Origin of the sequence: Tabrizicola sp. (assembly GCF_016792905.1) — a bacterium.
Lineage (GTDB): Bacteria > Pseudomonadota > Alphaproteobacteria > Rhodobacterales > Rhodobacteraceae > Tabrizicola.
The window spans coordinates 22,015-44,862 of record NZ_JAEULP010000022.1 but is presented as its reverse complement, the minus strand read 5'-3'; the positions used below and the strand labels follow the sequence as shown (position 1 = coordinate 44,862).

At 67.1% G+C, this 22,848-nt stretch carries 26 protein-coding genes; 12 read left to right on the top strand and 14 right to left on the bottom strand.

The features are described 5' to 3' along the window. Positions 1–22 precede the first annotated feature (22 nt). Together rpsU and JNL31_RS04545 are read left to right on the top strand one after the other, a co-directional pair. Positions 23–229 carry a 30S ribosomal protein S21 gene (gene rpsU, locus JNL31_RS04550; protein WP_008027119.1) on the top strand — a complete coding sequence of 69 codons (207 nt, stop codon included), beginning with the start codon at positions 23–25 and terminating at the stop codon, positions 227–229. A 233-nt stretch (positions 230–462) separates the two neighbouring features. Further along, positions 463–1,050, top strand: coding sequence for a TetR/AcrR family transcriptional regulator (locus tag JNL31_RS04545; protein ID WP_294970532.1), 588 nt, complete (start codon positions 463–465; stop codon positions 1,048–1,050). Here JNL31_RS04545 and JNL31_RS04540 read toward each other — a convergent pair. Further along, the gene (locus JNL31_RS04540; RefSeq protein WP_294970530.1) at positions 1,047–1,511 is read right to left on the bottom strand and encodes an Lrp/AsnC family transcriptional regulator; all 465 of its coding nucleotides are present in this window, start codon (positions 1,509–1,511) and stop codon (positions 1,047–1,049) included. The two genes, JNL31_RS04545 and JNL31_RS04540, sit on opposite strands and share 4 nt — an antisense overlap. Before the next feature lie 140 nt (positions 1,512–1,651). Between JNL31_RS04540 and ald the strand changes: the two genes are divergently transcribed. Then, the gene (gene ald, locus JNL31_RS04535; protein ID WP_294970528.1) at positions 1,652–2,770 is read left to right on the top strand and encodes an alanine dehydrogenase; all 1,119 of its coding nucleotides are present in this window, start codon (positions 1,652–1,654) and stop codon (positions 2,768–2,770) included. A gap of 55 nt (positions 2,771–2,825) precedes the next feature. Then, positions 2,826–3,434, top strand: coding sequence for a ferric reductase-like transmembrane domain-containing protein (locus tag JNL31_RS04530; RefSeq protein WP_294970526.1), 609 nt, complete (start codon positions 2,826–2,828; stop codon positions 3,432–3,434). 50 nt (positions 3,435–3,484) lie between these two features. On the opposite strand, the gene mscL is transcribed toward JNL31_RS04530, so the two are convergent. Continuing rightward, positions 3,485–3,856 carry a large conductance mechanosensitive channel protein MscL gene (mscL, locus tag JNL31_RS04525; RefSeq protein WP_294970525.1) on the bottom strand — a complete coding sequence of 124 codons (372 nt, stop codon included), beginning with the start codon at positions 3,854–3,856 and terminating at the stop codon, positions 3,485–3,487. Between the two features lie 172 nt (positions 3,857–4,028). Further along, positions 4,029–4,973 (bottom strand): L-threonylcarbamoyladenylate synthase, encoded by a 945-nt coding sequence (locus JNL31_RS04520; RefSeq protein WP_294970523.1) that lies wholly within the window; start codon positions 4,971–4,973, stop codon positions 4,029–4,031. A gap of 112 nt (positions 4,974–5,085) precedes the next feature. On the opposite strand from JNL31_RS04520, the gene JNL31_RS04515 reads away from it, so the two are divergent. Beyond that, complete coding sequence (locus JNL31_RS04515) at positions 5,086–6,789, top strand: acyl-CoA dehydrogenase (RefSeq protein WP_294970521.1); 1,704 nt, start codon at positions 5,086–5,088, stop codon at positions 6,787–6,789. A gap of 214 nt (positions 6,790–7,003) precedes the next feature. Here JNL31_RS04515 and JNL31_RS04510 read toward each other — a convergent pair whose 3' ends face one another. Genes JNL31_RS04510 through JNL31_RS04500 form a run of 3 tightly spaced genes read right to left on the bottom strand, consistent with a single transcriptional unit; the run spans position 7,004 to position 9,332 of the window. Next, positions 7,004–8,158: a CDGSH iron-sulfur domain-containing protein gene (locus JNL31_RS04510; protein WP_294970519.1), complete on the bottom strand. Its 1,155-nt coding sequence runs from the start codon at positions 8,156–8,158 to the stop codon at positions 7,004–7,006. A gap of 9 nt (positions 8,159–8,167) precedes the next feature. After that, the gene (locus JNL31_RS04505) at positions 8,168–8,446 is read right to left on the bottom strand and encodes a hypothetical protein (protein WP_294970541.1); all 279 of its coding nucleotides are present in this window, start codon (positions 8,444–8,446) and stop codon (positions 8,168–8,170) included. Positions 8,447–8,450: 4 nt separating this feature from the next. Next, entirely contained in the window at positions 8,451–9,332 is an 882-nt protein-coding gene (locus tag JNL31_RS04500; RefSeq protein WP_294970517.1) for an SPFH domain-containing protein, read from the bottom strand. A gap of 160 nt (positions 9,333–9,492) precedes the next feature. On the opposite strand from JNL31_RS04500, the gene JNL31_RS04495 reads away from it, so the two are divergent. From JNL31_RS04495 to lpxK, 3 genes are read left to right on the top strand one after another with little or no spacing between them, the layout of a single operon-like run. Then, positions 9,493–9,738 (top strand): DUF4170 domain-containing protein, encoded by a 246-nt coding sequence (locus JNL31_RS04495; RefSeq protein ID WP_294970515.1) that lies wholly within the window; start codon positions 9,493–9,495, stop codon positions 9,736–9,738. 3 nt (positions 9,739–9,741) lie between these two features. Beyond that, positions 9,742–10,938 (top strand): glycosyltransferase N-terminal domain-containing protein, encoded by a 1,197-nt coding sequence (locus JNL31_RS04490; RefSeq protein WP_294970513.1) that lies wholly within the window; start codon positions 9,742–9,744, stop codon positions 10,936–10,938. Further along, a complete protein-coding gene (lpxK, locus tag JNL31_RS04485; RefSeq protein WP_294970539.1) occupies positions 10,938–11,924 on the top strand; it encodes a tetraacyldisaccharide 4'-kinase in 987 nt (328 codons plus the stop codon). The genes JNL31_RS04490 and lpxK overlap by 1 nt, the downstream gene beginning before the upstream one ends. A gap of 71 nt (positions 11,925–11,995) precedes the next feature. Here lpxK and JNL31_RS04480 read toward each other — a convergent pair whose 3' ends face one another. The 3 genes from JNL31_RS04480 to JNL31_RS04470 are packed head-to-tail and all read right to left on the bottom strand — an operon-like array spanning position 11,996 to position 14,318. Further along, on the bottom strand, positions 11,996–13,129 hold the full coding sequence (locus JNL31_RS04480; RefSeq protein ID WP_294970512.1) for a CaiB/BaiF CoA-transferase family protein: 1,134 nt from the start codon (positions 13,127–13,129) through the stop codon (positions 11,996–11,998). Continuing rightward, positions 13,130–13,741, bottom strand: a complete 612-nt coding sequence (locus tag JNL31_RS04475; protein ID WP_294970537.1) for a DsbA family protein — start codon at positions 13,739–13,741, stop codon at positions 13,130–13,132. It abuts the gene before it with no gap. Positions 13,742–13,793: 52 nt separating this feature from the next. Beyond that, entirely contained in the window at positions 13,794–14,318 is a 525-nt protein-coding gene (locus tag JNL31_RS04470; RefSeq protein ID WP_294970510.1) for a DUF721 domain-containing protein, read from the bottom strand. Positions 14,319–14,459: 141 nt separating this feature from the next. Here JNL31_RS04470 and mutY point away from each other — a divergent pair, with 141 nt between their 5' ends. Beyond that, positions 14,460–15,503 (top strand): A/G-specific adenine glycosylase, encoded by a 1,044-nt coding sequence (mutY, locus tag JNL31_RS04465; protein ID WP_294970508.1) that lies wholly within the window; start codon positions 14,460–14,462, stop codon positions 15,501–15,503. 105 nt (positions 15,504–15,608) lie between these two features. Continuing rightward, the gene (locus tag JNL31_RS04460; RefSeq protein WP_294970506.1) at positions 15,609–16,724 is read left to right on the top strand and encodes an alkane 1-monooxygenase; all 1,116 of its coding nucleotides are present in this window, start codon (positions 15,609–15,611) and stop codon (positions 16,722–16,724) included. Between the two features lie 106 nt (positions 16,725–16,830). Here the strand turns inward: JNL31_RS04460 and JNL31_RS04455 are convergent, their stop codons facing one another. The 5 genes from JNL31_RS04455 to JNL31_RS04435 form a co-directional block, all read right to left on the bottom strand. Beyond that, positions 16,831–18,375, bottom strand: a complete 1,545-nt coding sequence (locus JNL31_RS04455; protein WP_294970504.1) for an acetolactate synthase large subunit — start codon at positions 18,373–18,375, stop codon at positions 16,831–16,833. A 1-nt stretch (position 18,376) separates the two neighbouring features. Then, complete coding sequence (locus JNL31_RS04450) at positions 18,377–19,021, bottom strand: DUF2062 domain-containing protein (protein WP_294970502.1); 645 nt, start codon at positions 19,019–19,021, stop codon at positions 18,377–18,379. A 148-nt stretch (positions 19,022–19,169) separates the two neighbouring features. Beyond that, the gene (locus JNL31_RS04445) at positions 19,170–20,291 is read right to left on the bottom strand and encodes a site-specific DNA-methyltransferase (protein ID WP_294970500.1); all 1,122 of its coding nucleotides are present in this window, start codon (positions 20,289–20,291) and stop codon (positions 19,170–19,172) included. 89 nt (positions 20,292–20,380) lie between these two features. Continuing rightward, positions 20,381–21,013: a ribonuclease HII gene (locus JNL31_RS04440; protein WP_294970498.1), complete on the bottom strand. Its 633-nt coding sequence runs from the start codon at positions 21,011–21,013 to the stop codon at positions 20,381–20,383. Positions 21,014–21,155: 142 nt separating this feature from the next. Next, the gene (locus JNL31_RS04435; protein ID WP_294970496.1) at positions 21,156–21,617 is read right to left on the bottom strand and encodes a hypothetical protein; all 462 of its coding nucleotides are present in this window, start codon (positions 21,615–21,617) and stop codon (positions 21,156–21,158) included. Between the two features lie 254 nt (positions 21,618–21,871). Here JNL31_RS04435 and JNL31_RS04430 point away from each other — a divergent pair, with 254 nt between their 5' ends. Next, the gene (locus JNL31_RS04430) at positions 21,872–22,156 is read left to right on the top strand and encodes a hypothetical protein (protein ID WP_294970495.1); all 285 of its coding nucleotides are present in this window, start codon (positions 21,872–21,874) and stop codon (positions 22,154–22,156) included. Further along, positions 22,128–22,832: a hypothetical protein gene (locus JNL31_RS04425; protein ID WP_294970493.1), complete on the top strand. Its 705-nt coding sequence runs from the start codon at positions 22,128–22,130 to the stop codon at positions 22,830–22,832. Before JNL31_RS04430 ends, JNL31_RS04425 begins: the two co-directional genes overlap by 29 nt. The last annotated feature ends 16 nt before the right edge of the window (positions 22,833–22,848 follow it).

Below are 22,848 nucleotides of genomic sequence, written 5' to 3'. Positions count from 1 at the left end.
TTAGGAAGGTGGTGACAACCACATGCAGGTCAGCGTCCGCGACAACAACGTCGAACAGGCTCTCCGTGCTCTGAAGAAGAAACTTCAGCGTGAAGGGGTGTTTCGGGAAATGAAGCTCAAGCAGCATTTCGAGAAGCCCTCCGTCAAGAAGGCACGCGAACAGGCCGAAGCGGTCCGCCGTGCAAGGAAACTTGCCCGGAAGAAGCTTCAGCGCGAAGGCGGTCTCTAAGACGTCAAGCGACTCTGGGGAAGCGATTCCCGCCCGATCAACCCCCGCGCCCCTGGCCGGGGGTTTTTCATTGGCCGGACATGACCGGAAGAGACGCCAATCGGCAACCGCAGATTGTGTGGCAACTTTGTGGCGGCACCGTGGTGCAACTTGGGCGGGCATCAACAATCTATTTCCAATTGTTGCCACATTTTGCTGTTTTCCGGCGTGCCCCGGCACCCTACCGTTGCGGCATGATCGAGCTTCGCAAACAACCCCGCCAGGACCGGTCCCGAGCCAAGGTCGAAGGGATTCTCGCCGCGGCCGCCGATCTTTGCTCGGGCCGCGGCCTCGATGCCCTGACCACGAACGCGGTCGCCGCACGGGCCGGGGTCTCCATCGGCTCGCTCTACCAGTACTTCCCCGGCAAGATCGCGCTTCTGGCCGCACTGATCCGGGCCGAACGGGCCAACCTTCTGGAAGCGGTGGAGCGCATCGTCAGTTCGGACGCGGCGCATGACCTGACCCGTCTGGTCGACGGGCTGACCGAAGCCACCGTTGCACATTACCTCGCGCGGCCCTCGCTGTCGCGCACGCTGAACCTTGCGCGCACCCAGCTTCCGCCTGATCCCGAGGCCGCCGAATTCTCGGCCCGGATCACCGTGCTGATCGCCGCGCGGCTGGAAGAGTTGAGGATCTCGCGCCCGGAAACCACGGCGCAGGATGTCCTTGCCATCCTCCGCGGCATGATCGACGCCGCGAGCGAGGCGCATGAGGCCGACCGCTCCGCCCTGACCGACCGCACCCGCCGCGCGGTGCTGGGGTATCTGCAGGCTGCCTAGACCGCCAACGCCGTCGTCTTGACCACGGTGCGCAAGGCGAAACTGGACTGCATCTGGCGCACGCCCGGCAGGCGCGACAGGAATTGCCGGTGGATGCGGGCGAAATCCTCGGTATCCTCGGCCATCAGCTTCAACAGGTAATCCGCCGTCCCCGCCATTAGGTGGCATTCCAGGAGGTCCGGCACGCGCGCCACCTCGCGCTCGAAGGCATCGAGCAGGTCCTCGGCCTGGCTTTGCAGGGTGATCTCGACGAAGACCGTGGTCATCCGGCCCATGCGGCGGGCGTCCAGCAATGCCACATATCCGGCGATGAATCCGTCCTCCTCCAGCCGCTGCACCCGGCGGTGGCAGGCGGAGGGCGAGAGATTGATCGCCTCGGACAGTTCTGCATTGGTGATCCGGCCGTTCTTTTGCAGCACCGTCAGGATGCGCCGGTCGGTGGCGTCTAGTTCAAGGGCCATTGAATATTCTTCGGCTGATGAGGGTATTTGTCGAAGAACCTACGCCGAACCCCGCGTCGCGCCAACCAGAATTCAAAGCATCGCCACGGAATCGGATCAGGATTGCGCCCACAGGGCGCAACGCCCAAGGGAGAGAACACATGAAAATCGGATGCCCGAAAGAAATCAAGCCGCAGGAGTTCCGCGTCGGCATGACCCCGGATGCCGCACGCGAAGCCGTCAACAATGGTCATGACGTGATCATCGAGACCAAGGCCGGGGTTGGCGCAGGCTTCGCGGATGCCGACTATGTCGCCGCCGGTGCGAAGATCGTCGACACGGCGGAAGAGGTCTTCGCCAAGGCCGACATGATCGTCAAGGTCAAGGAACCGCAACCCGTCGAACGCAAGCGCCTGCGCCCGGGCCAGGTGCTGTTCACCTACCTCCACCTCGCCCCCGATCCGGAGCAGACCAAGGATCTTCTGGCATCGGGCGCGACCTGCATCGCCTATGAAACCGTCACCGACGACCGGGGCGGCCTGCCGCTTCTGGCGCCGATGTCGGAAGTCGCCGGTCGCCTGGCCCCGCAAGTCGGCGCCTGGACCTTGCAAAAGGCCAATGGCGGCCGTGGCGTCCTCTTGGGCGGCGTGCCCGGCGTCTCGCCCGCCAAGGTTCTGGTCATCGGCGGCGGCGTCGTCGGCACCCATGCGGCCAAGGTCGCCGCCGGGATGGGCGCGGATGTCACCGTGCTTGACCGGTCCATCAACCGCCTGCGCTATCTGGACGACGTGTTCGGCGGCCAGTTCAAGAACGCCTACGCCAGCGCCGGGAACACAATCGCCCTCGCGCGTGAGGCCGACCTGATCATCGGCGCGGTCCTGATCCCCGGCGCCGCGGCACCCAAGCTGATCTCGAAAGCCCAGCTGAAAGAGCTGAAACCCGGCGCCGCGCTTGTCGACGTCGCCATCGACCAGGGCGGCTGCTTCGAGACCTCGCGCGCCACCACGCATCAGGACCCGATCTATGAAGTCGACGGGATCATGCACTACTGCGTGGCGAACATGCCGGGCGCGGTCGCCCGCACCTCGACCCAGGCGCTTGGCAATGCGACCATGCCCTTCATGCTGGCGCTTGCCAACAAGGGGTGGAAGAAGGCCTGCGCCGATGACAAGCACCTCCTGAACGGCTTGAACGTCCATGCCGGGAAGCTGACCTACGAAGCCGTCGGCGTGGCGCTTGGGCTGCCGGTGATTTCGGCGGCCGAGGCCCTGAAACTCTGACGCGACGGAACTGCTGCGCTGCGGCGTATATGGGGCACCAGACAACAGGTGCCCCATGACATTTCCAGGTTACAAACCTTCGACCCTCGCCCTCTGGGCCGTCCTAGCCCTTCCCGCCCTGACCATGATCAGCCCGCTTCTGGGTGACGATGACCGGGCCTTCCACCGCCTTCTGCACCCGACCGGCGAATGGGCCGCGCGCCTCATGATCATCGGCATGATGGCCTCGGGCCTGATGCTCCTGTTCAAGGGCCGCCAGTGGCCGCGCTGGCTGATGCACCACCGCCGCGACATCGAGGTTGCAGCCTTCGTCTATGCCGCCCTGCACACGCTGGTCTATGTCATCGACCGGGGCACGCTGGCCCGCATCATCGAGGCTCTGCCCGAAACCTTCATCTGGACCGGCTGGCTGGCCATGGCTCTCTTCCTGCCGCTGGCCGTCACCTCGAACAACGCCGCGCAACGCTGGCTGCACAGCGGCTGGAAGACCCTGCAACGCGCCGCCTACCCCGCCGCCGTGCTGGTGCTGATCCACTGGGCCGCGCTGCATGACTGGGGCAGCTGGCAGGCCCCGGCAATCCAGTTCGCCCCGCTGGTCGCGCTCTGGGCCTACCGCCTCTGGTACTGGTACCTGCGCCCCCGCGCGCCGCTCGCCGCGGCCTGAAATGAAAAAAGGCCCGCAAGGTGCGGGCCTTTCCTCACGATCCGGGTGGCTTACTTCTTCTTCAGCTCGGCCAGGATGTCCTTCAGGAGATCGTTGTCCGACGGACCGGCAGGCGCAGCCGGGGCCTCTTCCTTCTTGGGCATCATCTTGTTGACCGCTTTCACGATCAGGAACACCACCCAGGCCACGATCAGGAACTTGATGACCGCAGTGATGAAGTTGCCAATGGCGAACTTGGCGTCACCGATCGAGAAGCCCCAGGACGAGAAATCGATCCCGCCGATGATCATGCCGATCAGCGGCTGGATCAGGTCATCGACCAGCGAGGTGACGATGGCGGTGAAGGCCGCGCCGATGATGATACCGACGGCGAGGTCGAGGACGTTGCCCTTCGCAATGAAGGCCTTGAATTCGTTAAGCATCTCACGGTTCCCTTTGCTGCCCTGCCTTGATCGGCAAGCTTTCTGATAGCTCAGGCTCTAAGGCCCGGCGAAACTATCGCACAGGTCAACGCAAGTCAGAACGGGGAAATTTCACCAAAAAGCCACAATTCGCACCCGATCGGCACGAAATCAACAATCCACCCAAAGCGCTTCAGGTCCGCGGGGCCGCCGCCCGTCGCAACCTGTCGTTGATCGCCCGGCCCAGGCCCGTCTCGGGTACCGGCGCGAAGGCGATGCGGCCACGCGGTCCCGCCAGCCGGTCCGCCTCGCGCAGGGCGTCGAACAACCGCGCCGCCGCCTCGACCAGATCGCCAGCCGCAGACAGCGACAACGCCCCCTTCACCGCGCCGAACCCGACCAGCACCTCGCCCGGACGTGCCTGCGTCGCATCAAGCCGTACCATCGCCTCGGGCGCATAATGCGATGCCAGCTGCCCCGGCGCGGTCGGCTTGCCCGCGTTGCCGCCCGTCGCCAGCGGCTCGCCCAAGGCGGCCTCCGCGGCCTCGACCGGCAGGCCGCCGGGCCGCAGCAGCACCGGCTCGGGGTCGGCGAGGATGATGGTCGATTCCAGCCCCACCGCGCAGGGTCCGCCGTCCAGCACCGCCGCGATCCGGCCTGTCAGCCCCTCCAGCACATGTTCCGCCCGCGTCGGCGACACCCGCCCGGAAGGGTTGGCCGAAGGCGCCGCCAGCGGCCCGCCGAAAGCCCGCAACAGCCGCTGCGCCAGGGGATGCGCAGGCACTCGCACTGCCACCGTCGACAGCCCCGCCGTCACCAGCGGCGAAATCCCCGCCCCGTTGCGCAAGGGCAGCACCAGCGTCAATGGCCCCGGCCAGAACGCCTGCGCCAGCATCCGCGCTTTCGGCCCCACCTCGGCAATCGCCTCGACCGCCTTAAGGTCGGGCAGGTGGACGATCAGCGGGTTGAAACTGGGCCGCCCCTTCGCCTGGTAAATCCGCGCCACCGCCCGGTCGGACCGCGCATCGCCGCCGAGGCCATAAACCGTCTCGGTCGGGAAGGCGACAAGCTCTCCCGCCGCAAGCAGGCGGGCGGCTTCTGCAATCCCGGCGTCATCTGGGGCAAGGGTGGCGGTCATGATGCTCTGACGCAGCGTCCGGCTTGAAGGACAACGCGAAACCGTTAGCGTTGCATGGGGCCGTCCTTACGGCAGCCCCCCCGTTTTGCCAAGCCGAGTTGAGGAGAGACCCATGCCCTACCGCGCCCCGGTCAAGGATATCCGCTTCATCCTCGACCACGTCGTGGGCTTCGCCGAGGTCGCCGCAACCCCCCGCTTTTCCGAAGCGACCCCCGACCTCGCCGAGGCGATCCTGACCGAGGCGGGCCGCATCTCGACCGATATCCTCGCGCCGCTGAACAAGGGCGCTGACCACACCCCGGCCCGGCTGGAGAACGGTGCCGTCGTCTCCTCGCCCGGCTTCGCCGAAGGCTACCGCGCGATTGCTGATGGCGGCTGGGTAGGCATGGCAGCCAGCCCGGCGCATGGCGGCATGGGCCTGCCGATCTCGCTGGCACTCGGGGTCGACGACATGATGTCCGGCGCCTGTCTCGCCTTGCAACTGAAACCCCTCCTCTCCAAGGGCCAGATCGAGGCGCTGGAACACCACGCCAGCGACGCGATCAAGGCGCTTTACCTGCCCCGCCTCACCTCCGGCGAATGGTCCGGCACGATGAACCTGACCGAACCGCAAGCGGGGTCCGATGTCGGCGCGCTTAGGACCAAGGCGGTGCCGAACGGGGACGGGACCTTCGCGATCTCCGGCCAGAAGATATTCATCACCTGGGGCGACAGCGACCTGACCCCGAACGTCTGCCATCTGGTCCTGGCCCGCCTGCCGGACGCGGCGGAAGGAACCAGGGGGATCAGCCTCTTCATGGTGCCGAAGTTCATCCCCGACGCTCACGGCAAGCTGGGCGACCGCAACAGCCTGCGGGTCGTCAGCCTGGAACACAAGCTCGGCATCCACGGCAGCCCGACCTGCGTGATGCAGTTCGACGGGGCAAAGGGCTGGCTGGTCGGCGCGCCGCACAAGGGAATGGCGGCAATGTTCACGATGATGAACAACGCCCGGCTCTCGGTCGCCGCGCAGGGCGTGGGGGTCGCGGAAGCCGCGCTGCAGCACGCGCTGGCCTATGCGATGGACCGCAGGCAGGGCGCGACCCCGGTCGCGGGGCAGGGGACGATCATCGACCACGCCGATGTCCGCCGGATGCTGGCCGCGATGCGGGCCGAGGTCTTCGCGGCGCGCTCCATCGCCCTGTCCTGCGCCGTTGCCATCGACATGGCCAGTGCCACCGGCAATGCCGACTGGCAGGCCCGTGCGGCATTTCTGACCCCGATCGCCAAGGCCTACGGCACCGACACCGCCTGCTCGGTCGCGCATCAGGGGGTGCAGATCCACGGCGGGATGGGCTTCATCGAGGAAACCGGTGCGGCGCAGTTCCTGCGCGACGCCCGCATCCTGCCGATCTACGAGGGCACCAACGGCATCCAGGCGATGGACCTCGTGGCCCGCAAGATGGCCGATGGCGGCGAGGCGGCGTTCCGGCTGATCGACGAGGTCGAGCGCGGGGCCGAGGCCGCGCGGTCTGCCCGCCCCGATCTTGCCGGTGACGTCTGGTCCGCCGCCGAGGCGCTGCGCGAGGCGACCGAGGCGCTGGTGGCGATGCCCTTGAACGACCGCTTTGCCGGGGCGGTGCCCTACCTGCGGGCCTTTTCGCTGGTTTTGGGGGGCGCTGCCCACCTGAAGGCGATGCAGGCCGATCCGGGGCGGGAGGCGCTGGCCCGGGTCATGATCCGGCGGCTGCTGCCCGAGCATGGCGCCCTTCTGGCGCAGGCGAAGGAAGGGGCGGCAGGGCTTTACGCGGTGGGGGCAGACGACCTCGCGGCCTGATCTGTCCACGGTGGACATTTCTGGATTATCGTTTTATATCATATATTTGTTCGTGGACGGTAACGATTTCGAAACCTTTGCCCAAGGACATGCTCGTCGTTCGTCTCCTCCTCCCCGCGGATGCCTCCGGCGGGGATATTTGGGCCAGTATGAAAGACATGCCAAGCCACCTTGCCCTTCCGGCGAGACATGCATCGCGCGAGGAGGCATACCCTCAGTCCGCTACGAATCCCGCCGCCTTGTGGCTGCCATCGCAATAGGGCTTGTTCGCCGAATGCCCGCAGCGGCAGAGCCAGGTCTTCGTCACCTTGTGGAGCGTCCGGCCCGTGCCCGAGACAATCTCCAGATTGCCCATCACCATCAACGGTCCGTTGGGCTGCGGTTCGACATTCAGCGGGCCGTTCCGCACCTCCAGCGCCTTGAACTCCTTCGCGGCTGGTTCTCCGGTCGCCGTAAACCCGGCGGCGGCGTGGGCGCCGTCACAGAACGGCTTGTTCTGCGACTGGCCGCAGCGGCACAGCGTCGCGCGGGGCGTGGCCTGTGCTTCGCCCCTGATCTGCAGCTCGGCCTCGACCGCCAGCGGCCCGTTCTCACGAACCCGGACGGTGTTCACCACGGGCGGCGTGTCGGATGTTGCCGATCCGTCGTTGCGGAATGCCCGGATCGCGCCGGACGGGCAGGCCAGCGCCGTGAACATCACCGTTTCGGCGCTGGCCGCATCGGGATGGATCCATTCGCCCTGCACGTTCGGCACAAAGACCTCGGGATGGCCAAGCACGCAGTTGCGGGAATGGACGCAGCGTCCGCCATCGAAGCGGATCGTGACATCGCGGCCTTTGACGATTTCCTCGGTCATGGGTGGCTCCTGTCTACGGTTCGGACTTGCCTCAGCAAATCCGGGAACGCCCCATGACGCAAGGCTGTCGCGCGCTGGCAGCCGTCGATGGCCCTGGCCGGGCAACAGGTCGCTCCACACGATCCCGGCCCGCCGCTGCATCTCGGGCACGGCCCGCGCATGGTCGAGGAACCCCGCGACCGGCATCAGCTCCCAGCGCTGCCCCTCGTCCCCGAAGCGGATCGCCGTCACCTCGTCCGGGGACAGCCATCCCCCGAAGAAGACCGAACTCCGGCCCGCCTCCACCGTCGAGGGAAACACCCGCCGCCAGACCAGTCGCCCGGCCGCCAGCCGCAGGCCGAACTCCTCCCACAGCTCGCGCAGGAGGCAGTCTTCCGGCCCCTCCGCCCCTTCGCGGCCCCCGCCGGGAAGATCCCAAAGACCGGGCCAGCGCAGGCCCGGCTTTTCGTCGCGCAGGTAGGTCAGCACCGAGGCCCCGCAGAACAGCGCCGCCTTGGCCCCGGTGAACTCCACCCCGATGGCTCAGGGGTTGTCGTTGATGTCGCGGTCCCAGACCTTGACCTGGCCTTCCCGAACCCCGACCAGTCGGCGCAGGACCAGCCAGGCGACCACCGAGACCACCGCGAAGACCAGGATCAGCGCCGTTGGTCCGGCGGGGACGCCAATTCCGACCAGCACACCCGTCACCACCGCCCCGATCGCGAAGCCAAGGAAGATGAACCCCGGCGCAAGCACCTCAAGCACCCCGAGCGCGAAGCCCAGGATCACCCAGGCCCACCAGGTTCCCATCAGGGTCGCCATCATGTCAGCCCCGTCCTTTCAGCATCTTGAACGCATCGCCAAAGGCTTCCAGTGCATTCGCCGGCACCAGGATCGTCTGCTTGCCCTGGCCCGAGGCCACCGCCTGCAAGGCCTCGACCTGCTTCAGCGCGACCTGGAACTGCGCCGCTTCCAGCCCGTTCTCCTTGATCGCGACCGCGATCACCCCCGTTGCGTAGGCCTCGGCATCCGCCGTCACGCGCCGGGCCTTGGCGGCCTGCTCGGCGGCGTAGAGGTCGGCGTCCGAGGCAAGCTCCACCGAGCGCTTCTTGCCCTCGGCCTCCATCACCTGCGCCCGCCGCGCGCGTTCCGCGTTCAGCTGTTGCAGCATCGCGGCGCGGGTCGCCTCGTCCAGGTTCACGTCCAGGATTTCCGCCCGGGTCACTTCGACGCCCCAGTCATCGACCATCGCCGTGACCTGTTCGCGGACCCGTTCGATCAGCTGGGCGCGGTTCGACTGCACCTGGTCCAGTTCCAGCTTGCCGATTTCCGACCGCACGATCCCGGCGACCGTGGTGGCAATCGCCCCGTCCACGTCCCGGATGCGGTAGACGGTCTTTTCCGGTTCGGTCACGCGGTAGAAGACCGAGGTCTCGACCTTCACCAGCACGTTGTCGGCGGTGATTGCATCCTGGCTGGCGTTCGGCAGCTGGCGTTCCAGCACCGAAACCTTGTGCGCGATCCGGTCCAGGAAGGGCACCACGAAGTTGATCCCCGGCCCCAGAACCGCCCGAAGTCGGCCAAAGCGTTCGACCACATGCTTCTCCGACTGCGGCACGATCCGCACGCCCAGGAAGATGCAGAGAATGATGAAAAGCGCGATGGCGAGGTAGACACCCGGCCAGCCGATGAGAAAATCAAGATCCAAGGTCAAGTCCTCCGTTCCAAAACCACGCCGAAGATCATCATTCGCCGCGTTGACAGGAATGTGACCCCTCGGGGTTCCCAACGCAAGAGGCGCGGCGCGGACTTCCCCCGCCCCCAGGAAGCAGGTAGTGTCGCCGCGCCTGATCCGAAGGAAGCCTGAAATGACCCAGCGCCTGCATCTCGTCTTCGGTGGCGAGCTGGTGGACCCCCAGACCAACGTCTTCCGCGACGTCAGCCAGATTCACGTCGTCGGGATTTTTCCCGACTATGAAAGCGCGTTCAAGGCCTGGAAGGGCGAGGCGCAGCGCACCGTCGACAACGCGCACATGCGCTATTTCATCGCCCATATCCACCGCCTGCGCGACGAGGCCCGGGCCGGATCGGCGACCGAGGAGCTTGGGCTCTGACCCATGGCCTCCCCGCTTGGCCTGACGCTCTACAACCTGGGCCAACGGCGCGAGCCGGGCGAGGATCAGACCCGGCCCGCCCGGCCGACGGGGCGGCTTCTGTGGCTGCACGCACCGGGTGAGGGCCTTGTCAGCCCGATGCGCGCGCTCGCGCGGCGCCTGGTCGAGGAGGACGGCCTGCCGGTCCTCCTGACCGCCCCGGTTCCGGTTGCGTCGCTGCCCGGCGTGATCGTCCAGCCGCCGCCCGTCGACAGCCCGGTCGATGCCCGGGCCTTCCTTGACCACTGGCGCCCGGAAATCGCTGTCTTTGCCGGTGGCCAGCTGCGCCCCGCCGTGATGCATGAAACCGCCGAGCGGAAGATCCCGATGCTGGTGGTGAACGGCAAGGCCCCGGCCTTCCTGCGCGAACGCGATGGCTGGTATCCCGGCCTGATGCGCTCGGCGCTGGCGCGGTTCCGGGCGATCATGGCGGTGGACGAGGCCGCCGCGCGCGCCTTCCGCAAGGGCGGCGCGGCGCTGTCTGCGGTGGCCGTGACCGGACGGATGGAGGAGGAGAGTGCCGTCCTGCCGGGGCTGGAGGCGGAGCGCGCCGCGCTGGCCAGCCTCCTGGCGGCACGGCCGGTCTGGTTTGCCGCGGGTGTGATCGAAGCCGAGGAAGAGGCGGTCCTGCAGGCGCACCGCAAGGCGCTGCAACATTCGCACCGGCTCTTGCTGATCCTCATGCCGGAAGATCCGGCCCGGGCCGCGACCCTTGCGCGCAAGCTGGAGGCGGGCATGGGCTGGGCCGTGGCGCAGCGCGCGCGGGACGAGGAACCCGAGCCCGACATCGAGGTCTTCGTCGTCGACAACCCGGCGGAATACGGGCTCTGGTATCGGCTCGCCCCGGTGACGTTCCTTGGCGGCAGCCTGCTGGGCAAGGGTCCGGTCCGCACCCCGATGGAAGCTGCGGCGCTGGGCTCGGCGATCCTTCACGGGCCGCGCACCGGGCAGTCCGGGCCGGTCTTTGCGCGGCTTGGCGCGGCGCGCGCGACGCGGGCGGTGGCGTCGGCCAGCGATCTTGGCGATGCGCTGGGCGATCTCCTGGCGCCGGATCGCGCCGCACGGCTGGCGCAGGCGGCCTGGATGGTGGCAAGCGACGGCGCTGAAGTGACCGAGGGCATCCTGACCCGCCTCCGCGCGATCATGGACGGCGAGGAATGATGCGCGCGCCCGGCTTCTGGTGGCGCCCGCCGGACCGCCCGGGCCTTCTGCCACGCGCGCTGGCGCCGCTCGGCTGGCTTTACGCCGCAGCCACGGCACGGCGGCTCCGGCAGCCCGGCTATGTCCCGCAGGTTCCGGTGATCTGCGTCGGCAACCTGACGGCGGGCGGTGCCGGCAAGACGCCCACGGTGATCGCGCTGATCGAGCGGCTCTCCGCCCGGGGGCGCAAGGTGCATGTGGTCAGCCGCGGGTATGGCGGACGGCTCGAAGGCCCGCTGCGGGTGGACGACAGCCGCCATACCGCCGAGGAGGTGGGCGACGAGCCCCTACTCCTGTCGGCCTTCGCGCCGGTCTGGGTGGCGCGGGACCGCGCGGCGGGGGTTCGCGCGGCCGAGGCGGCCGGGGCCGGGGCGATCCTCATGGACGACGGGTTCCAGAACCCGGCGGTGAAGCCCTCGCTTGGCCTTGTCGTCGTGGACGCCGCCCGTGGCTTCGGCAACGGGCGCTGCATTCCGGCAGGACCCCTGCGCGAGCCCGTGGCCACGGGCCTTTCCCGCGCCGATCTGGTGCTGGCCATCGGCGACAGCGCGGCGCAGGTGCAGTTCGATGCCATCTGGGGACCGCTCGACCTTCCCCGCCTGCGCGGGCAGTTGCAGCCCCTGCAGATGGGGATGGACTGGAAAGGTGAGCGGGTGCTCGCATTTGCCGGGATAGCCGATCCCTCCCGCTTTTTCGCCACCCTCCGCGCCCAGGGGGCAGACGTAATCCGGGGCGAGGCGCTGGGGGATCATGAAACCCTGTCGGAAACCTTGCTGCGGCGATTGGAGATGGAGGCCGACCAGGCCGGGGCGCAATTGGTGACGACCGAAAAGGACGCCGCCCGCCTGCCGCCGCAGTGGCGGGCGAAGGTGCTGACGCTGGTGGTCAGGTTGCAGGTCGAGGATTGGTCGGAGATGGACACCGCATTCGACCGGCTGGGACTCTAGCCCGATTTCTTCGAAGAAATCGAGCCGAAGCCTTCAAAGGCTTCGCAGCGGAGTTTTCGAAAACTCCGGTTCTACACCTTCCCCAGCACCTCTTCCTGATGCTGCCCCAGCCTTGGTGCGGGTCGGTCCAGCGCCAGTTCGGCGCCCGAGAAGGTCATCGGGCTCCGCACGCCCTTCATCCCTTCCGGCGCGATCTGCATCCCCCGCGCCACCACCTGCGGATCGGCGAAAACTTCGGCCAGATCGTTGATCGGCCCGGCCGGAACCCCCTCAGCCTCGCAGGCGGCCAGAAGATCGGCCTTCGCCCAGGTCTTCGTCGCCGCAGTCAGCCGTTCGGTCATCTCGGCCCGGTTGGCGATGCGGTCGGCGTTGGTCAGGAAACGCGGCTCGGTGGCCATCGCCTCCAGCCCCAGGATCCGGCACAGCCGCTGATACTGCGCATCGTTCCCGGTGGCCAGGATCAGCCAGCCATCCTTGCAGTCGAACACCGCATAGGGCGCAAGGTTCGGATGCGCGTTGCCCATCAGCCCCGGTGCCTTGCCGCTTGCCAGATAGTTCATCGCCTGGTTCGCCATCACGCTGGTCGCCACGTCCAGAAGCGCCATGTCGATCTGCTGGCCCTCGCCCGTCCGTCCGCGCTGCACCAGTGCGGCAAGGATCGCCGTCGCCGCATAGACGCCGGTGAAGATGTCGGTGACGGCAACCCCCACCTTCTGCGGCTGCCCGTCCGCAGGGCCGGTGACCGACATCAGCCCCGACATGCCCTGGATGATGAAGTCATACCCGGCCCGATGCGCATAGGGCCCGTCCTGCCCGAAGCCGGTGATGGAACAGTAGATCAGCCGGGGGTTCACCTTGCGCAAGCTCTCCCAGTCGAGACCATACTTCGCCAGCCCCCCGACCTTGAAGTTCTCGATCACCACGTCCGCATCGGCCACCAGCCGACGCACGATTTCCTGCCCCTCCGCCGTGCGGAAATCGCAGGTGATCGACCGCTTTCCCCGGTTGGCCGAGTGGAAATAGGCGGCGGTCTTCTCGCCGTGGCTTTCGATGAACGGAGGCCCCCAGCGCCTTGTATCGTCACCTTCCGGCGCCTCGACCTTGATCACGTCGGCGCCCAGGTCGGCGAGCGTCTGCCCGGCCCAGGGTCCAGCCAAAATCCGCGCCAGCTCGATGACGCGGATGCCTTCCAGGGTCGCGGCCATTTACTTTGCCAGCTCTGCGTCGAGGATCGGTTTCAGGTCCTCATAGGCCATGTTGGAATACTTGGTGCCGTTGATGAACAGGGTCGGCGTGCCTTCCACCCCGTCGGCCTCGAAGTTGGTCTTGAACTGGGTGATCAGCGCCTCGGCATTGGCCTGGTCGTTCAGGCAGGCGTCCATCGCCGCATCTTCCAGCCCGGCGGACCGGCCAAGGGTCTTCAGGTTCTCGACCACCACTGCCGGATCATCCGACGCGGCCCATTCCGCCTGCTTGGCGAACAGCATGTCCTGGATGCCGAAATACTTCATCTCGCCGCCGCAGCGCGCGATCAGCGCGGCCCACAAGCCGTAGCGGTCGAAATACACCTCGCGCAGGGTGAAATGCACCTTGCCGGTGTCGATATAGTCCTTCTTCAGCTGGCCGAAGACGGTTTCGTGGAAATGCGCGCAGTGCGGGCAGGTGAAGCTGGCGTATTCCACCATCTTCACCTTGGCGTCCGGCGAACCCAGCGAGAAATCGCCAGGGCCAGCGGCGGCCGGAGTCTCGGCGGTGGTGGTTTCCTGCGCCAGCGCCGGGGTCATCGCCGCGGTGGCGGCAGCGGCAAGGGCGATCATCGCCCGGCGGTTCAGTTTCAGCATGGGTCAGGGTCCTTCGTGAGTCCGGATATCAAGATCGCGGGCGAGTTAAGATGTTTTGCGCCAGCTGTTCAAGCGCGCTGCGCAAGCTTGGGTCGGCGACGCCCTTCGCCACAGCTTGCGCCTGGGCAGTCGTGGCGGGGTCGGGGGCCTTCGCGGGTTTCGGCGCCGGGGTGAACTCGGCCTGCCCTTCGGCAAAGCCGGTGGCGGCGGTCTGGGTCAGGTGGATATGGCTGATGGCCGCATAGCCATAGACCGCATTGACCCGGTCCTTCAGCTGCGGCAGCGCCATCTGCACCATCGGCGCCTCGGCGGGCTTGACCAAGAGCGTCAGCGTCGCCCCCATGCCGCCTTTCCCGTAGCCGACCTTCACCGGCCGGGTCTTGCGCGCCATGTCCTCGCCTACCGCCTCGGCCCAATGGGTCAGAAGCCGCGCCACGGCAAAGCCGCGCGATTCCCCGGCGGAGCGGACGGCATCCTTCATCAGCCCGAAGGCCGGTTCGAACCCCCGCATCCGGTGGTCCGCGCTGGGCGAGGGAAGGGGTTTGCGGCTCATCTGCTCCTGTCCTTGGGCTGCATTCTACCGCAAGCACCCGCCCCCGCCAGAGCGAAGGCTGAAACAGGAATAAACAATGCGTTATGGCGGGGTTATCCGCCCCCTCTGGCCGCCCGCACCCCACAGGCTATTGTCGTTCCGATGGACACCCCCGAATCCCTCGCGCTCCAGCTTCTTGGTTGGTACGACCGCAACGCCCGTGTCATGCCCTGGCGTGTCTCGCCGCAGGACCGTGCGGCAGGCGTCCGGCCCGATCCCTACCGCGTCTGGCTGTCCGAGGTGATGTTGCAACAGACCACGGTCGCCGCCGTGAAGGACTATTTCCAGCGCTTTACCGCCCGCTGGCCGACGGTCGCCGCGCTTGCCGCTGCCGAAGACGCGCAGGTGATGGGCGAATGGGCCGGCCTCGGCTATTACGCCCGCGCCCGGAACCTCCTGAAATGCGCCCGTGCGGTTGTCGCGCTGCATGGCGGCCAGTTCCCGACGACGCGAGAGGGCCTCCTGACCCTTCCCGGCATCGGCCCCTATACCGCCAGCGCCATCGCGGCCATCGCCTTCGACGAACCCGCCACCGTGGTCGACGGCAATGTCGAACGGGTGATGGCCCGCCTGCACCGCGTCGAAACGCCGCTGCCCGCCGCCAAGCCGGAACTCACCGCGCTCGCGGCCCGCCTGACCCCGGCGATCCGCCCGGGAGATTACGCCCAAGCCGTCATGGACCTTGGCGCAACGATCTGCACCCCGCGCTCGCCCGCCTGCGGCATCTGCCCGTGGAACCATGCCTGCCGCGCCCGCGCCGAAGGCCTCCAGTCCGACTTGCCCCGCAGGTCGCCGAAGCCCGACAAACCCACGCGCCACGGCAAACTCTGGCTTGGCCACCGCAACGGGGCGATCCTGCTGGAACGGCGCCCCGAGCGGGGTCTTCTCGGCGGGATGCTGGGCATTCCGGGCGACGGCTGGGACGGGCAGGGCGGCGAGGCCCCGGCAAAGGCCGACTGGCAGGAGATCGGCGAGGTCCGCCACACCTTCACCCATTTCCACCTGATCCTGCGCGTCCACGCCGGACATGTCGACGGCCCCCCCACCCGTGGCGACCTGATCCCCCGTGCGGCCTTCCGCCCCGCCGATCTGCCTACCGTCATGCGCAAGGCCTGGGACCTTGCCCGGCACCGGATCGGAAGCTGAGACCTGCCCCATGCGCCTCCCCTCCCCCGCGTCAGGAGGAATGGGCAAACCGCCGCGACACCCTCACCCGTTGAGCCGCCCCGCCATTCCGCTACACTCCGGCCCATGAGCCCGCTCCCGAAAGCCCTGCCGTTCTGGCTGTCCCTCTGCCTGCCGCCGCTTGCCGTCCTCGGCATGGTGCAGGGCGGCTGGACCATCGCGCTCCTGCCCTTGTCGACCTGGTGGCTCTTCACCCTCCTCGACGCGATAACCGGGCGGAACACCGAAAACCCCGACCCCGGCACGCCCGACGCCGCACTGACCGCCTACCGCATGGTCACGCTGGTCTGGTTCCCGATCCAGATCGCTCTCCTCGCCCTGATGCTCTGGTATGTCCCCCGCGCCGCCCACCTCGACACCGGCGAGAAGATCGCCCTCTTCTTCGGCATGGGCGTCGTCTCGGGCACCATCGGCATCAACTACGCCCACGAACTGATGCACCAGAAATCGCGCCTTGAACGCTGGCTGGCCGACCTCCTGCTCGCCTCGGTGCTCTACTCGCACTTCCGCTCGGAACATCTTCGCGTCCATCACCTCCACGTCGGCACCCCGCGCGACCCGGTGACGGCGCGCTACAACGAAGGCTTCCACCGCTTCTTCCCCCGCGTCCTGCGGCAATGCCCGCAATCGGCATGGGCTGCCGAGGCCGCAATGCTGGCCCGCAGGGGCCTGACCCGGTGGCACCGCAGCAACCCCTTCTGGCGCTATGCCCTGCTGCAAGCCGGCTTCCTCGCCCTGGCCCTAAGCTTGGGAGGCTGGCAGGGCCTCGGCCTCTTCCTGGTCCAGGCCTTCACCGCGATCTGGCAACTGGAGCTGGTCAACTACATCGAGCACTACGGCCTCACCCGCCGCCACCTGGGCGAGGGGAAGTACGAGCATGTCCTGCCCCGTCACAGCTGGAACGCCGACCAGAAGGCCTCGAACTGGCTCCTGATCAACCTCCAGCGCCATTCCGACCACCACTACAAGCCCGACCGCCGCTTTCCGGTGCTGCAAACCTATGCCGAGGACGAGGCCCCGCAACTGCCCTACGGCTATCCGCTGATGACCATGGCCGCGATGGTCCCGCCCCTGTGGAAGCGGATCATGAACCGCCGGGTGAAGGCCTGGCGTCGGCAACACTACCCCGACATCGCCGACTGGCACCCTTACAACAAGGCACTGAACCCGGTGGCGGGGTAAACGACGGCAAGTGCTGAGAAGTTAACTTTTCATGAATGTCCGCGACCAAGTCATTGAAATCGTTCACTCGAAAAATCTGTCCACCGTGGACACCCACTCTGCTGAATCAGCACACCACCTCGATCAGCCGTGGCCCCCGCTGCCCCATCGCCTCGGCAAACGCCGCGTTGAACCCGGCCATGTCATCGACCCGCACCGCCTGCACCCCATGCCCCTTGGCCAGCGCAACCCAGTCCAGCGCGGGGCCATCCATGTCGAACATCCGCGCCGCGTTCCGTCCGACCTCGTTCACCCCCATCGCCGCCAGTTCCTCGCGCAGGATCTGGTAGCCCCGGTTCGCGAAGATCACCGTGGTCACGTCCAGCCCCTCCCGCGCCATCGTCCACAGCGACTGGAGCGTGTACATTCCCGACCCGTCGCCCTCCATCACCACCACCTTGCGGTCCCGGCAGGCCACCGCCGCCCCCACCGCATTCGGCAGGCCAAAGCCGATCGACCCGCCGGTGATCGTCAGCACGTCATGCCCCCGCGCTCGCTTCAGCCCCGGCGCAAGAAAGTACGAGGCGGTGATCCCCTCATCCACCACGATGGCGTTGTCCGGCATCAGCGCCGCCACCGCCTCGCCGACCTTGGCCACGGTCAGCGCCCCGTCCGGCAGCGGAGGCAGGTCTTCGGCCACGAAATCCTCCGGCCCAAGCGCCGCCTCCCCCAACTCCCCCGCCAGCGCCTGCAAGGTCCATGCGATATCCATCTCGCGGCCGCACAGCTCGATCAGCCGGGTGTCGGGGTCGTCGGGCGTGGAGGGCAGGCCGGGATAGGCGAAGAACCCGGCGGGGCGGGTCGTGCCGCACAGCACCAGCGAAGGCACCCCGGCCAGAAGCTTCAGGTTGTCGTCGATCCGGTAGGCCATCCGCTCGAACTTCACCACACCCGCACCGCGCCGGAAGCGGCTGGCAAAGAAGGGCTGCATCAGCCGCGCACCCGAGGCCTTGGTCAGGCGCTTCGCCAGCAGCCCGAGGTCGGTGTAGAGCGCCGGGCCGTCCAGCAGCAGCACCGCCCCTGGCTGGCGCAGCGCCCGCGCGGCGGCCTTGATTTCCCCCTGCGACGGGCGGCGCAGGGCCGGGGGTTCTGCGGCCACCGCATGCCCTTCCGCCGCTTCCCAGGCCGTGTTCGCCGGCAGGATCAGCGTGGCGATCTGCCCGCCCTTCGCCCGCGCCGCCTGCACCGCCTCGGCCGCATCGCCCGCGACCTTTCCAGCCGCACCGGAAACCCTTGTCCAGTGCGAGACGGCCTGAGAAACCCCCACCGTGTCACCCTTGAGCGGCGCCTCGAAGCGCAGGTGATAGTCGGCATGGTCGCCCATGATGTTCAGCACCCCGCTTTGCGCCTTGCGTGCGTTGTGCAGATTGGCGAAGGCATTGCCGAAGCCGGGGGCAAGGTGCAGGAGCGTCGCCGCAACCTCGCCCGTCATCCGATAATAGCCATCAGCCGCGCCTGAGACGCCGCCCTCGAACAGGCACAGGATGCAGCGCATCTCCGGATGGCGGTCTAATGCCGCGACGAAATGCATCTCGGAGGTGCCGGGGTTGGCGAAGCAGATACGCACACCGCTGGCCAGAAGGGTTTTCACCAGGGTTTCCGCGCCGTTCATCTCAATTCTCCTTGGTGAAGCTGTCTCGGGTGCTTTCGGGACGGTTCCGCGCCCGCGCCTCGCGCCGTCTGGCCCGCATGGTGTGGTAGGCTTCGATCATCGGCAGGCTGATCCAGTAGCCGAGAAGTGCTGCACCAAGTGCCGGCCCGAGGCTTCCGACCAGATAGGGCAGGAAGACCTCGTGCCAGAACTGGGCAAGCTTGTCCCAGTGCATGACTGCGGGCGTGAAGATCGCCTCGATATTGCGGGTGATCTCGTCCCCCGCCTGACCGAAGGCGGTCATGATCTCGCGGAAGGGCAGCGTCAGGCCATCGCCCAGGATCACCCGGCCAAGGTCCAGCGACAGGACCGCCATCAGCGGGATCGTGACAGGGTTGCTGACAGCGGTCCCGAGCAGCGCCGCGACGACATTGCCGCGGAAGGCCCAGGCCAGCGCGGCGGCGAGCGGCAGGTGCAGACCGAAGAAGGGGGTGCAGCCGACAAACATCCCGCAGGCGATGCCGCGCGCCACGCGGTGCGGCTGGTCGGAAATCCGGGTCAGGCGCAGCCGCAGATAGGTGAGGGACCGGCGCCAGCCTCCGGGCGGCAGGACAAAAGCGCGCAGCTTCTGCGGCAGGGTCAGGGGGGTGCGCCGTCGAAAGACCATGCTGACCCAATAGCAGAACTTTTCCGGGAAAGGGGAGTCCCGGTGCCCTTCGCGCAAATGGCCGCGTCACAGGAAAAAACCCCGCCGAGACATCTCGGCGGGGTAAAGGTGTCCCCCAGGCGGTCCGGGGGACAGGCGTGTTCCAATGTCAGTGCGGGCGTGCCCCGTCGGCCTCCATCTCGGCCCGGATCTGCTGCCGCAGGATGTCGATCGGGACCATCTTTCCGTCCCGCTTGAAGTGCCAGTAGGTCCAGCCATTGCAGCTTGGCGCCCCTTCCAGCGCCGCGCCGACCTGGTGGATCGACCCCTTCACGTCATTGCCGATCAGCGTGCCATCCGCGCGCACCTTGGCCTTGAAGCGGTTGCCCAGGGAAAACAGCTCCTCCCCCGGCCGCAGCATCCCGCGTTCGACGACTTGGCCGAACGGCACCCGCGGCTCCGCCCGCTTCGACCCTGAAACCTCCAAAGCCGAGGCATCGAAACGCCGCACCCGGTCGATCCGCTGCGTGGCGGCCTTGCGATAGGCTGCCTCGCGCTCGATGCCGATGAAGTCGCGGCCCAGCATCTTGGCGACCGCCCCGGTCGTCCCGGTGCCGAAGAACGGGTCCAGCACCACGTCGCCCGGATTGGTCGTCGCGACGATCACCCGATGCAAGAGCGCCTCTGGCTTCTGCGTCGGATGCGCTTTGTCGCCGTTTTCATCCTTCAGCCGCTCATGCCCGGTGCAGAGCGGGATCACCCAGTCCGACCGCATCTGCACGCCGTCGTTCAGCGCCTTCAGCGCCTCGTAGTTGAAGGTGTATTTCGCCGCCTCGTCGCGGCTGGCCCAGATCAACGTCTCATGCGCGTTGGTCAGCCGCTTGCCCTTGAAGTTCGGCATCGGGTTCGACTTGCGCCAGACCACGTCGTTCAAGAGCCAGAAGCCCTGGTTCTGCAACTCGGACCCCAGGCGGAAGACGTTGTGATAGCTGCCGATCACCCAGATGGCCCCGTTCGGCTTCAACAGCCGCTTGGCCGCCGCCAGCCAGTCCTTGGTGAAGCTGTCATAGGTGGCAAAGCTGGAGAACTGGTCCCAGTGGTCGTCCACCGCGTCGACCTTTGAGTTGTCGGGCCGATGCAGGTCGCCGCGAAGCTGGAGGTTGTAGGGCGGATCGGCAAAGATCAGGTCGACGGAGCCTGCCGGGAGGGAGTTCATCACCTCCACGCAGTCGCCAGCAAGGATCTGGTTCAGCGGAAGCGCCCCTTCCGCCGCGGTATTCCTGGTCGTCATTCTCTGCCTCTGCCCCCGGCATCATTGATGTGCCGTTCTTGCCCAGAATCATGAGTCAGAGCCGATTCGCCGTCAAATTCTTTTTTGAATCAAGAAGTTACAGAATTCCCTTGATACAAGATGTTGTGGACCGGCCGGAAGGAACGCCTATGCCAAGGGGTTACACCTAGGATTTGCAGTGCCTCCAGATGCGCCTTTGTCGGGTAGCCCGCGTTGGCCTCCCAGCCGTAGCCGGGGTGTTGTTGCGCCAAATCCACCATGATCCGGTCGCGCGTGACCTTGGCCACGATCGAGGCCGCCGCGATCGACAGGCAGCGCGCGTCACCCTTCACGATGGCCGTCGCGGCGCAGCCCAGTCCGCGCGGGATCAGGTTGCCGTCGATCAGCGCATGGTCGGCCTGAAGCCCCGCCACCGCCCGCTCCATCGCCAGGTGGCTGGCGCGCAGGATGTTCAACCTGTCGATCTCCTCGACCGAGGCATGGGCGACCGCGACCTCGGCCACCGCCATGATCGCGTCGAACAGGGCTTCGCGCCGCGCGGCGGTCAGCAGCTTGGAATCGTGCAGGCCCTGCGGAATGCGGCCACGATCAAGCCGCACGGCACAGGCGGTCACGGGTCCGGCGAGGGGGCCGCGACCGACCTCGTCAACGCCCACCACCCGACACGCGCCACGCGCCATCGCCTCGGTCTCATGGGTGAAGTCGGGAAGGATGCCAGCCATGATCCGGACCTATCCCGGAACCGGAGGCAGAAAAAGGGGGCGGGAGCTGCTCACCCTCCCGCCCCCCAGACGGAAGCGGGGCTAGGGCCGTCCCGCTTCGTTCAAGGCCGCCTCGGCGGCCCGCGTTTCGATGTCCCCGGGATCAGCGCCCCGGAACCCGGAACCCGGCCTCGCGCAGGCACTGTGCCGAATAGACCCGGTCGCGCTTGCCGAAGATGGTGGCGCTGTTCGCGCAGTAGCGCGGCAGGCGATAGTCGAAGCCTTCCTTGCGCAGGCAGCTTTCCGGGAACAGCGTGACCGACCGCTCGGCCCCGTCGATGGAGATCGCGCAGACCGACGGCACGCGCTTCGACTTCGCCGGTTCGGGCGCGGGCTTGTCCTTGTCGTTCAATTCGTGCGCGATGGCGCCGACCACCAGGGCCGCAATCAGCGCCTTCGTCAGGTCATTGGGCTCGGCCCGGGCCGGAATGGCTGTGGCCAGCACCAGCGCCAGGGCTGCCGCGCCTCCGGTGATCATCGCGGCCAGCCGGCGACCCGAGAGAGTCGTCTCGGCAATGCCGTGCGACGCGATGCGGTACGACTTGCTTCTGAATTCGACGGACATGGCTGGCTCCTTGTGACGGTCTTCGTTTCCTCGGGGCGGCCTGTTGCCAATGGCGTCTCCGGCCCGATGACCCAAGCCTCGCCCCGGGGTTTCGCCGTAAGCAATATCGCCTGCCTGCTAGGCCATAGCGGTGCGGAAAATCCGACTTGCTATCCGATAGCGGAACGCCAGAATCCGGCGTGATATTGAATATCAGTGCGCGCCCGCGCATTGTCCGTCAGCAATCGAGCAGCCTCCTTTTCCGGAGCGGGAAGATGAAAAGACTGATCACCTCTGCAGCCTTAGCGCTGGCCCTGGCCGGACCGGCGGCGGCAGAGTGCTATGCGGACTACAAGGCCAAGCGTGACGAGCCGCTGCAACTGCACTACGGTGTCGCGCAGGTGTCCGATGCCAACTGCTCGCCCGGCGCGGCCGAAGGCGAATTGGCGCCGAGACTGGCGGCCGACGGCTGGACGCTGCTGAACGTTCTGTCCACATTCGGGCCGGAAGGTCTTGCAGAAAGGAAAGCGAGTGCCGGAGACTACTTCCTCCGTTACTGAAAGCCTCAAGGCCGGCAACCGTGTCGTCGCCTTCGGAATTGCCGCCATCGTCCTCATCCTTCTGGGGGCGGCGCTGTTCCTGTTCCTGAACCTGCCGGATGCGAACGCGTTCAACGCCCGGGTCGAACGGCTGTTCGTCGAGAACGACAATCTGAACACCGGGGCCGAGATCAAGCTTCTGGAAATCCTGGCGCAATCGGGCACGGCCTTTTCCTCGGTGCTGGCCAGCTACCGTTCGGTCATCTTCGTCCTTTTGGTCTTCTCCACCGCGCTCCTCATTGCCGCGCTGGTATTCCTTGTCATGATCATCGCGCTGAACCGCCGGATCTCCGCGATCCAGCGGTCAGGCATCCAGGTGGCAAGCCTGATGATCAGCCGCGAGGCGCGGGCGGTCTACATCAACGACCTGGAATTCCAGCTGACCGAGGCCGCGCTGGAGACGCTGTCGGTTCTCGCCGAGGCGCGGATGGATGACGAGGTGCTGACTGGCGCGCAGATTGAATCGGTGATCTCGGGCCGCAACGAGGCCGACTGCGACGAAGCCGCCGGGGCGACGCGCGTGAAACGGCTGCGCGACGCCCTGGGCAACCAGCTTGTCAGCGAGCTTCTGGTCAAGACCATCGCCCGCCGCGGCTACATGCTGGCGGTGGGCAAGGATACGATCCGCATGATCTGAAACGCAAAAGGCCCGG

Bases quoted from the DNA above. Each gene is read 5' to 3' on its own strand.
- JNL31_RS04430 (WP_294970495.1), top strand. From the start codon at position 21,872: ATGAAAAGACTGATCACCTCTGCAGCCTTAGCGCTGGCCCTGGCCGGA.
- JNL31_RS04440 (WP_294970498.1), bottom strand. From the start codon at position 21,013: ATGGCTGGCATCCTTCCCGACTTCACCCATGAGACCGAGGCGATGGCG.
- JNL31_RS04455 (WP_294970504.1), bottom strand. From the start codon at position 18,375: ATGAACGGCGCGGAAACCCTGGTGAAAACCCTTCTGGCCAGCGGTGTG.
- JNL31_RS04475 (WP_294970537.1), bottom strand. From the start codon at position 13,741: ATGATCGCCCTTGCCGCTGCCGCCACCGCGGCGATGACCCCGGCGCTG.
- JNL31_RS04545 (WP_294970532.1), top strand. From the start codon at position 463: ATGATCGAGCTTCGCAAACAACCCCGCCAGGACCGGTCCCGAGCCAAG.
- JNL31_RS04520 (WP_294970523.1), bottom strand. From the start codon at position 4,973: ATGACCGCCACCCTTGCCCCAGATGACGCCGGGATTGCAGAAGCCGCC.
- JNL31_RS04460 (WP_294970506.1), top strand. From the start codon at position 15,609: ATGAGCCCGCTCCCGAAAGCCCTGCCGTTCTGGCTGTCCCTCTGCCTG.
- JNL31_RS04480 (WP_294970512.1), bottom strand. From the start codon at position 13,129: ATGGCCGCGACCCTGGAAGGCATCCGCGTCATCGAGCTGGCGCGGATT.
- lpxK (WP_294970539.1), top strand. From the start codon at position 10,938: ATGCGCGCGCCCGGCTTCTGGTGGCGCCCGCCGGACCGCCCGGGCCTT.
- JNL31_RS04505 (WP_294970541.1), bottom strand. From the start codon at position 8,446: ATGGCGACCCTGATGGGAACCTGGTGGGCCTGGGTGATCCTGGGCTTC.
- JNL31_RS04435 (WP_294970496.1), bottom strand. From the start codon at position 21,617: ATGTCCGTCGAATTCAGAAGCAAGTCGTACCGCATCGCGTCGCACGGC.
- JNL31_RS04495 (WP_294970515.1), top strand. From the start codon at position 9,493: ATGACCCAGCGCCTGCATCTCGTCTTCGGTGGCGAGCTGGTGGACCCC.
- JNL31_RS04515 (WP_294970521.1), top strand. From the start codon at position 5,086: ATGCCCTACCGCGCCCCGGTCAAGGATATCCGCTTCATCCTCGACCAC.
- JNL31_RS04445 (WP_294970500.1), bottom strand. From the start codon at position 20,291: ATGACGACCAGGAATACCGCGGCGGAAGGGGCGCTTCCGCTGAACCAG.
- JNL31_RS04490 (WP_294970513.1), top strand. From the start codon at position 9,742: ATGGCCTCCCCGCTTGGCCTGACGCTCTACAACCTGGGCCAACGGCGC.
- JNL31_RS04540 (WP_294970530.1), bottom strand. From the start codon at position 1,511: ATGGCCCTTGAACTAGACGCCACCGACCGGCGCATCCTGACGGTGCTG.
- JNL31_RS04450 (WP_294970502.1), bottom strand. From the start codon at position 19,021: ATGGTCTTTCGACGGCGCACCCCCCTGACCCTGCCGCAGAAGCTGCGC.
- JNL31_RS04470 (WP_294970510.1), bottom strand. From the start codon at position 14,318: ATGAGCCGCAAACCCCTTCCCTCGCCCAGCGCGGACCACCGGATGCGG.
- JNL31_RS04530 (WP_294970526.1), top strand. From the start codon at position 2,826: ATGACATTTCCAGGTTACAAACCTTCGACCCTCGCCCTCTGGGCCGTC.
- mutY (WP_294970508.1), top strand. From the start codon at position 14,460: ATGGACACCCCCGAATCCCTCGCGCTCCAGCTTCTTGGTTGGTACGAC.
- ald (WP_294970528.1), top strand. From the start codon at position 1,652: ATGAAAATCGGATGCCCGAAAGAAATCAAGCCGCAGGAGTTCCGCGTC.
- mscL (WP_294970525.1), bottom strand. From the start codon at position 3,856: ATGCTTAACGAATTCAAGGCCTTCATTGCGAAGGGCAACGTCCTCGAC.
- rpsU (WP_008027119.1), top strand. From the start codon at position 23: ATGCAGGTCAGCGTCCGCGACAACAACGTCGAACAGGCTCTCCGTGCT.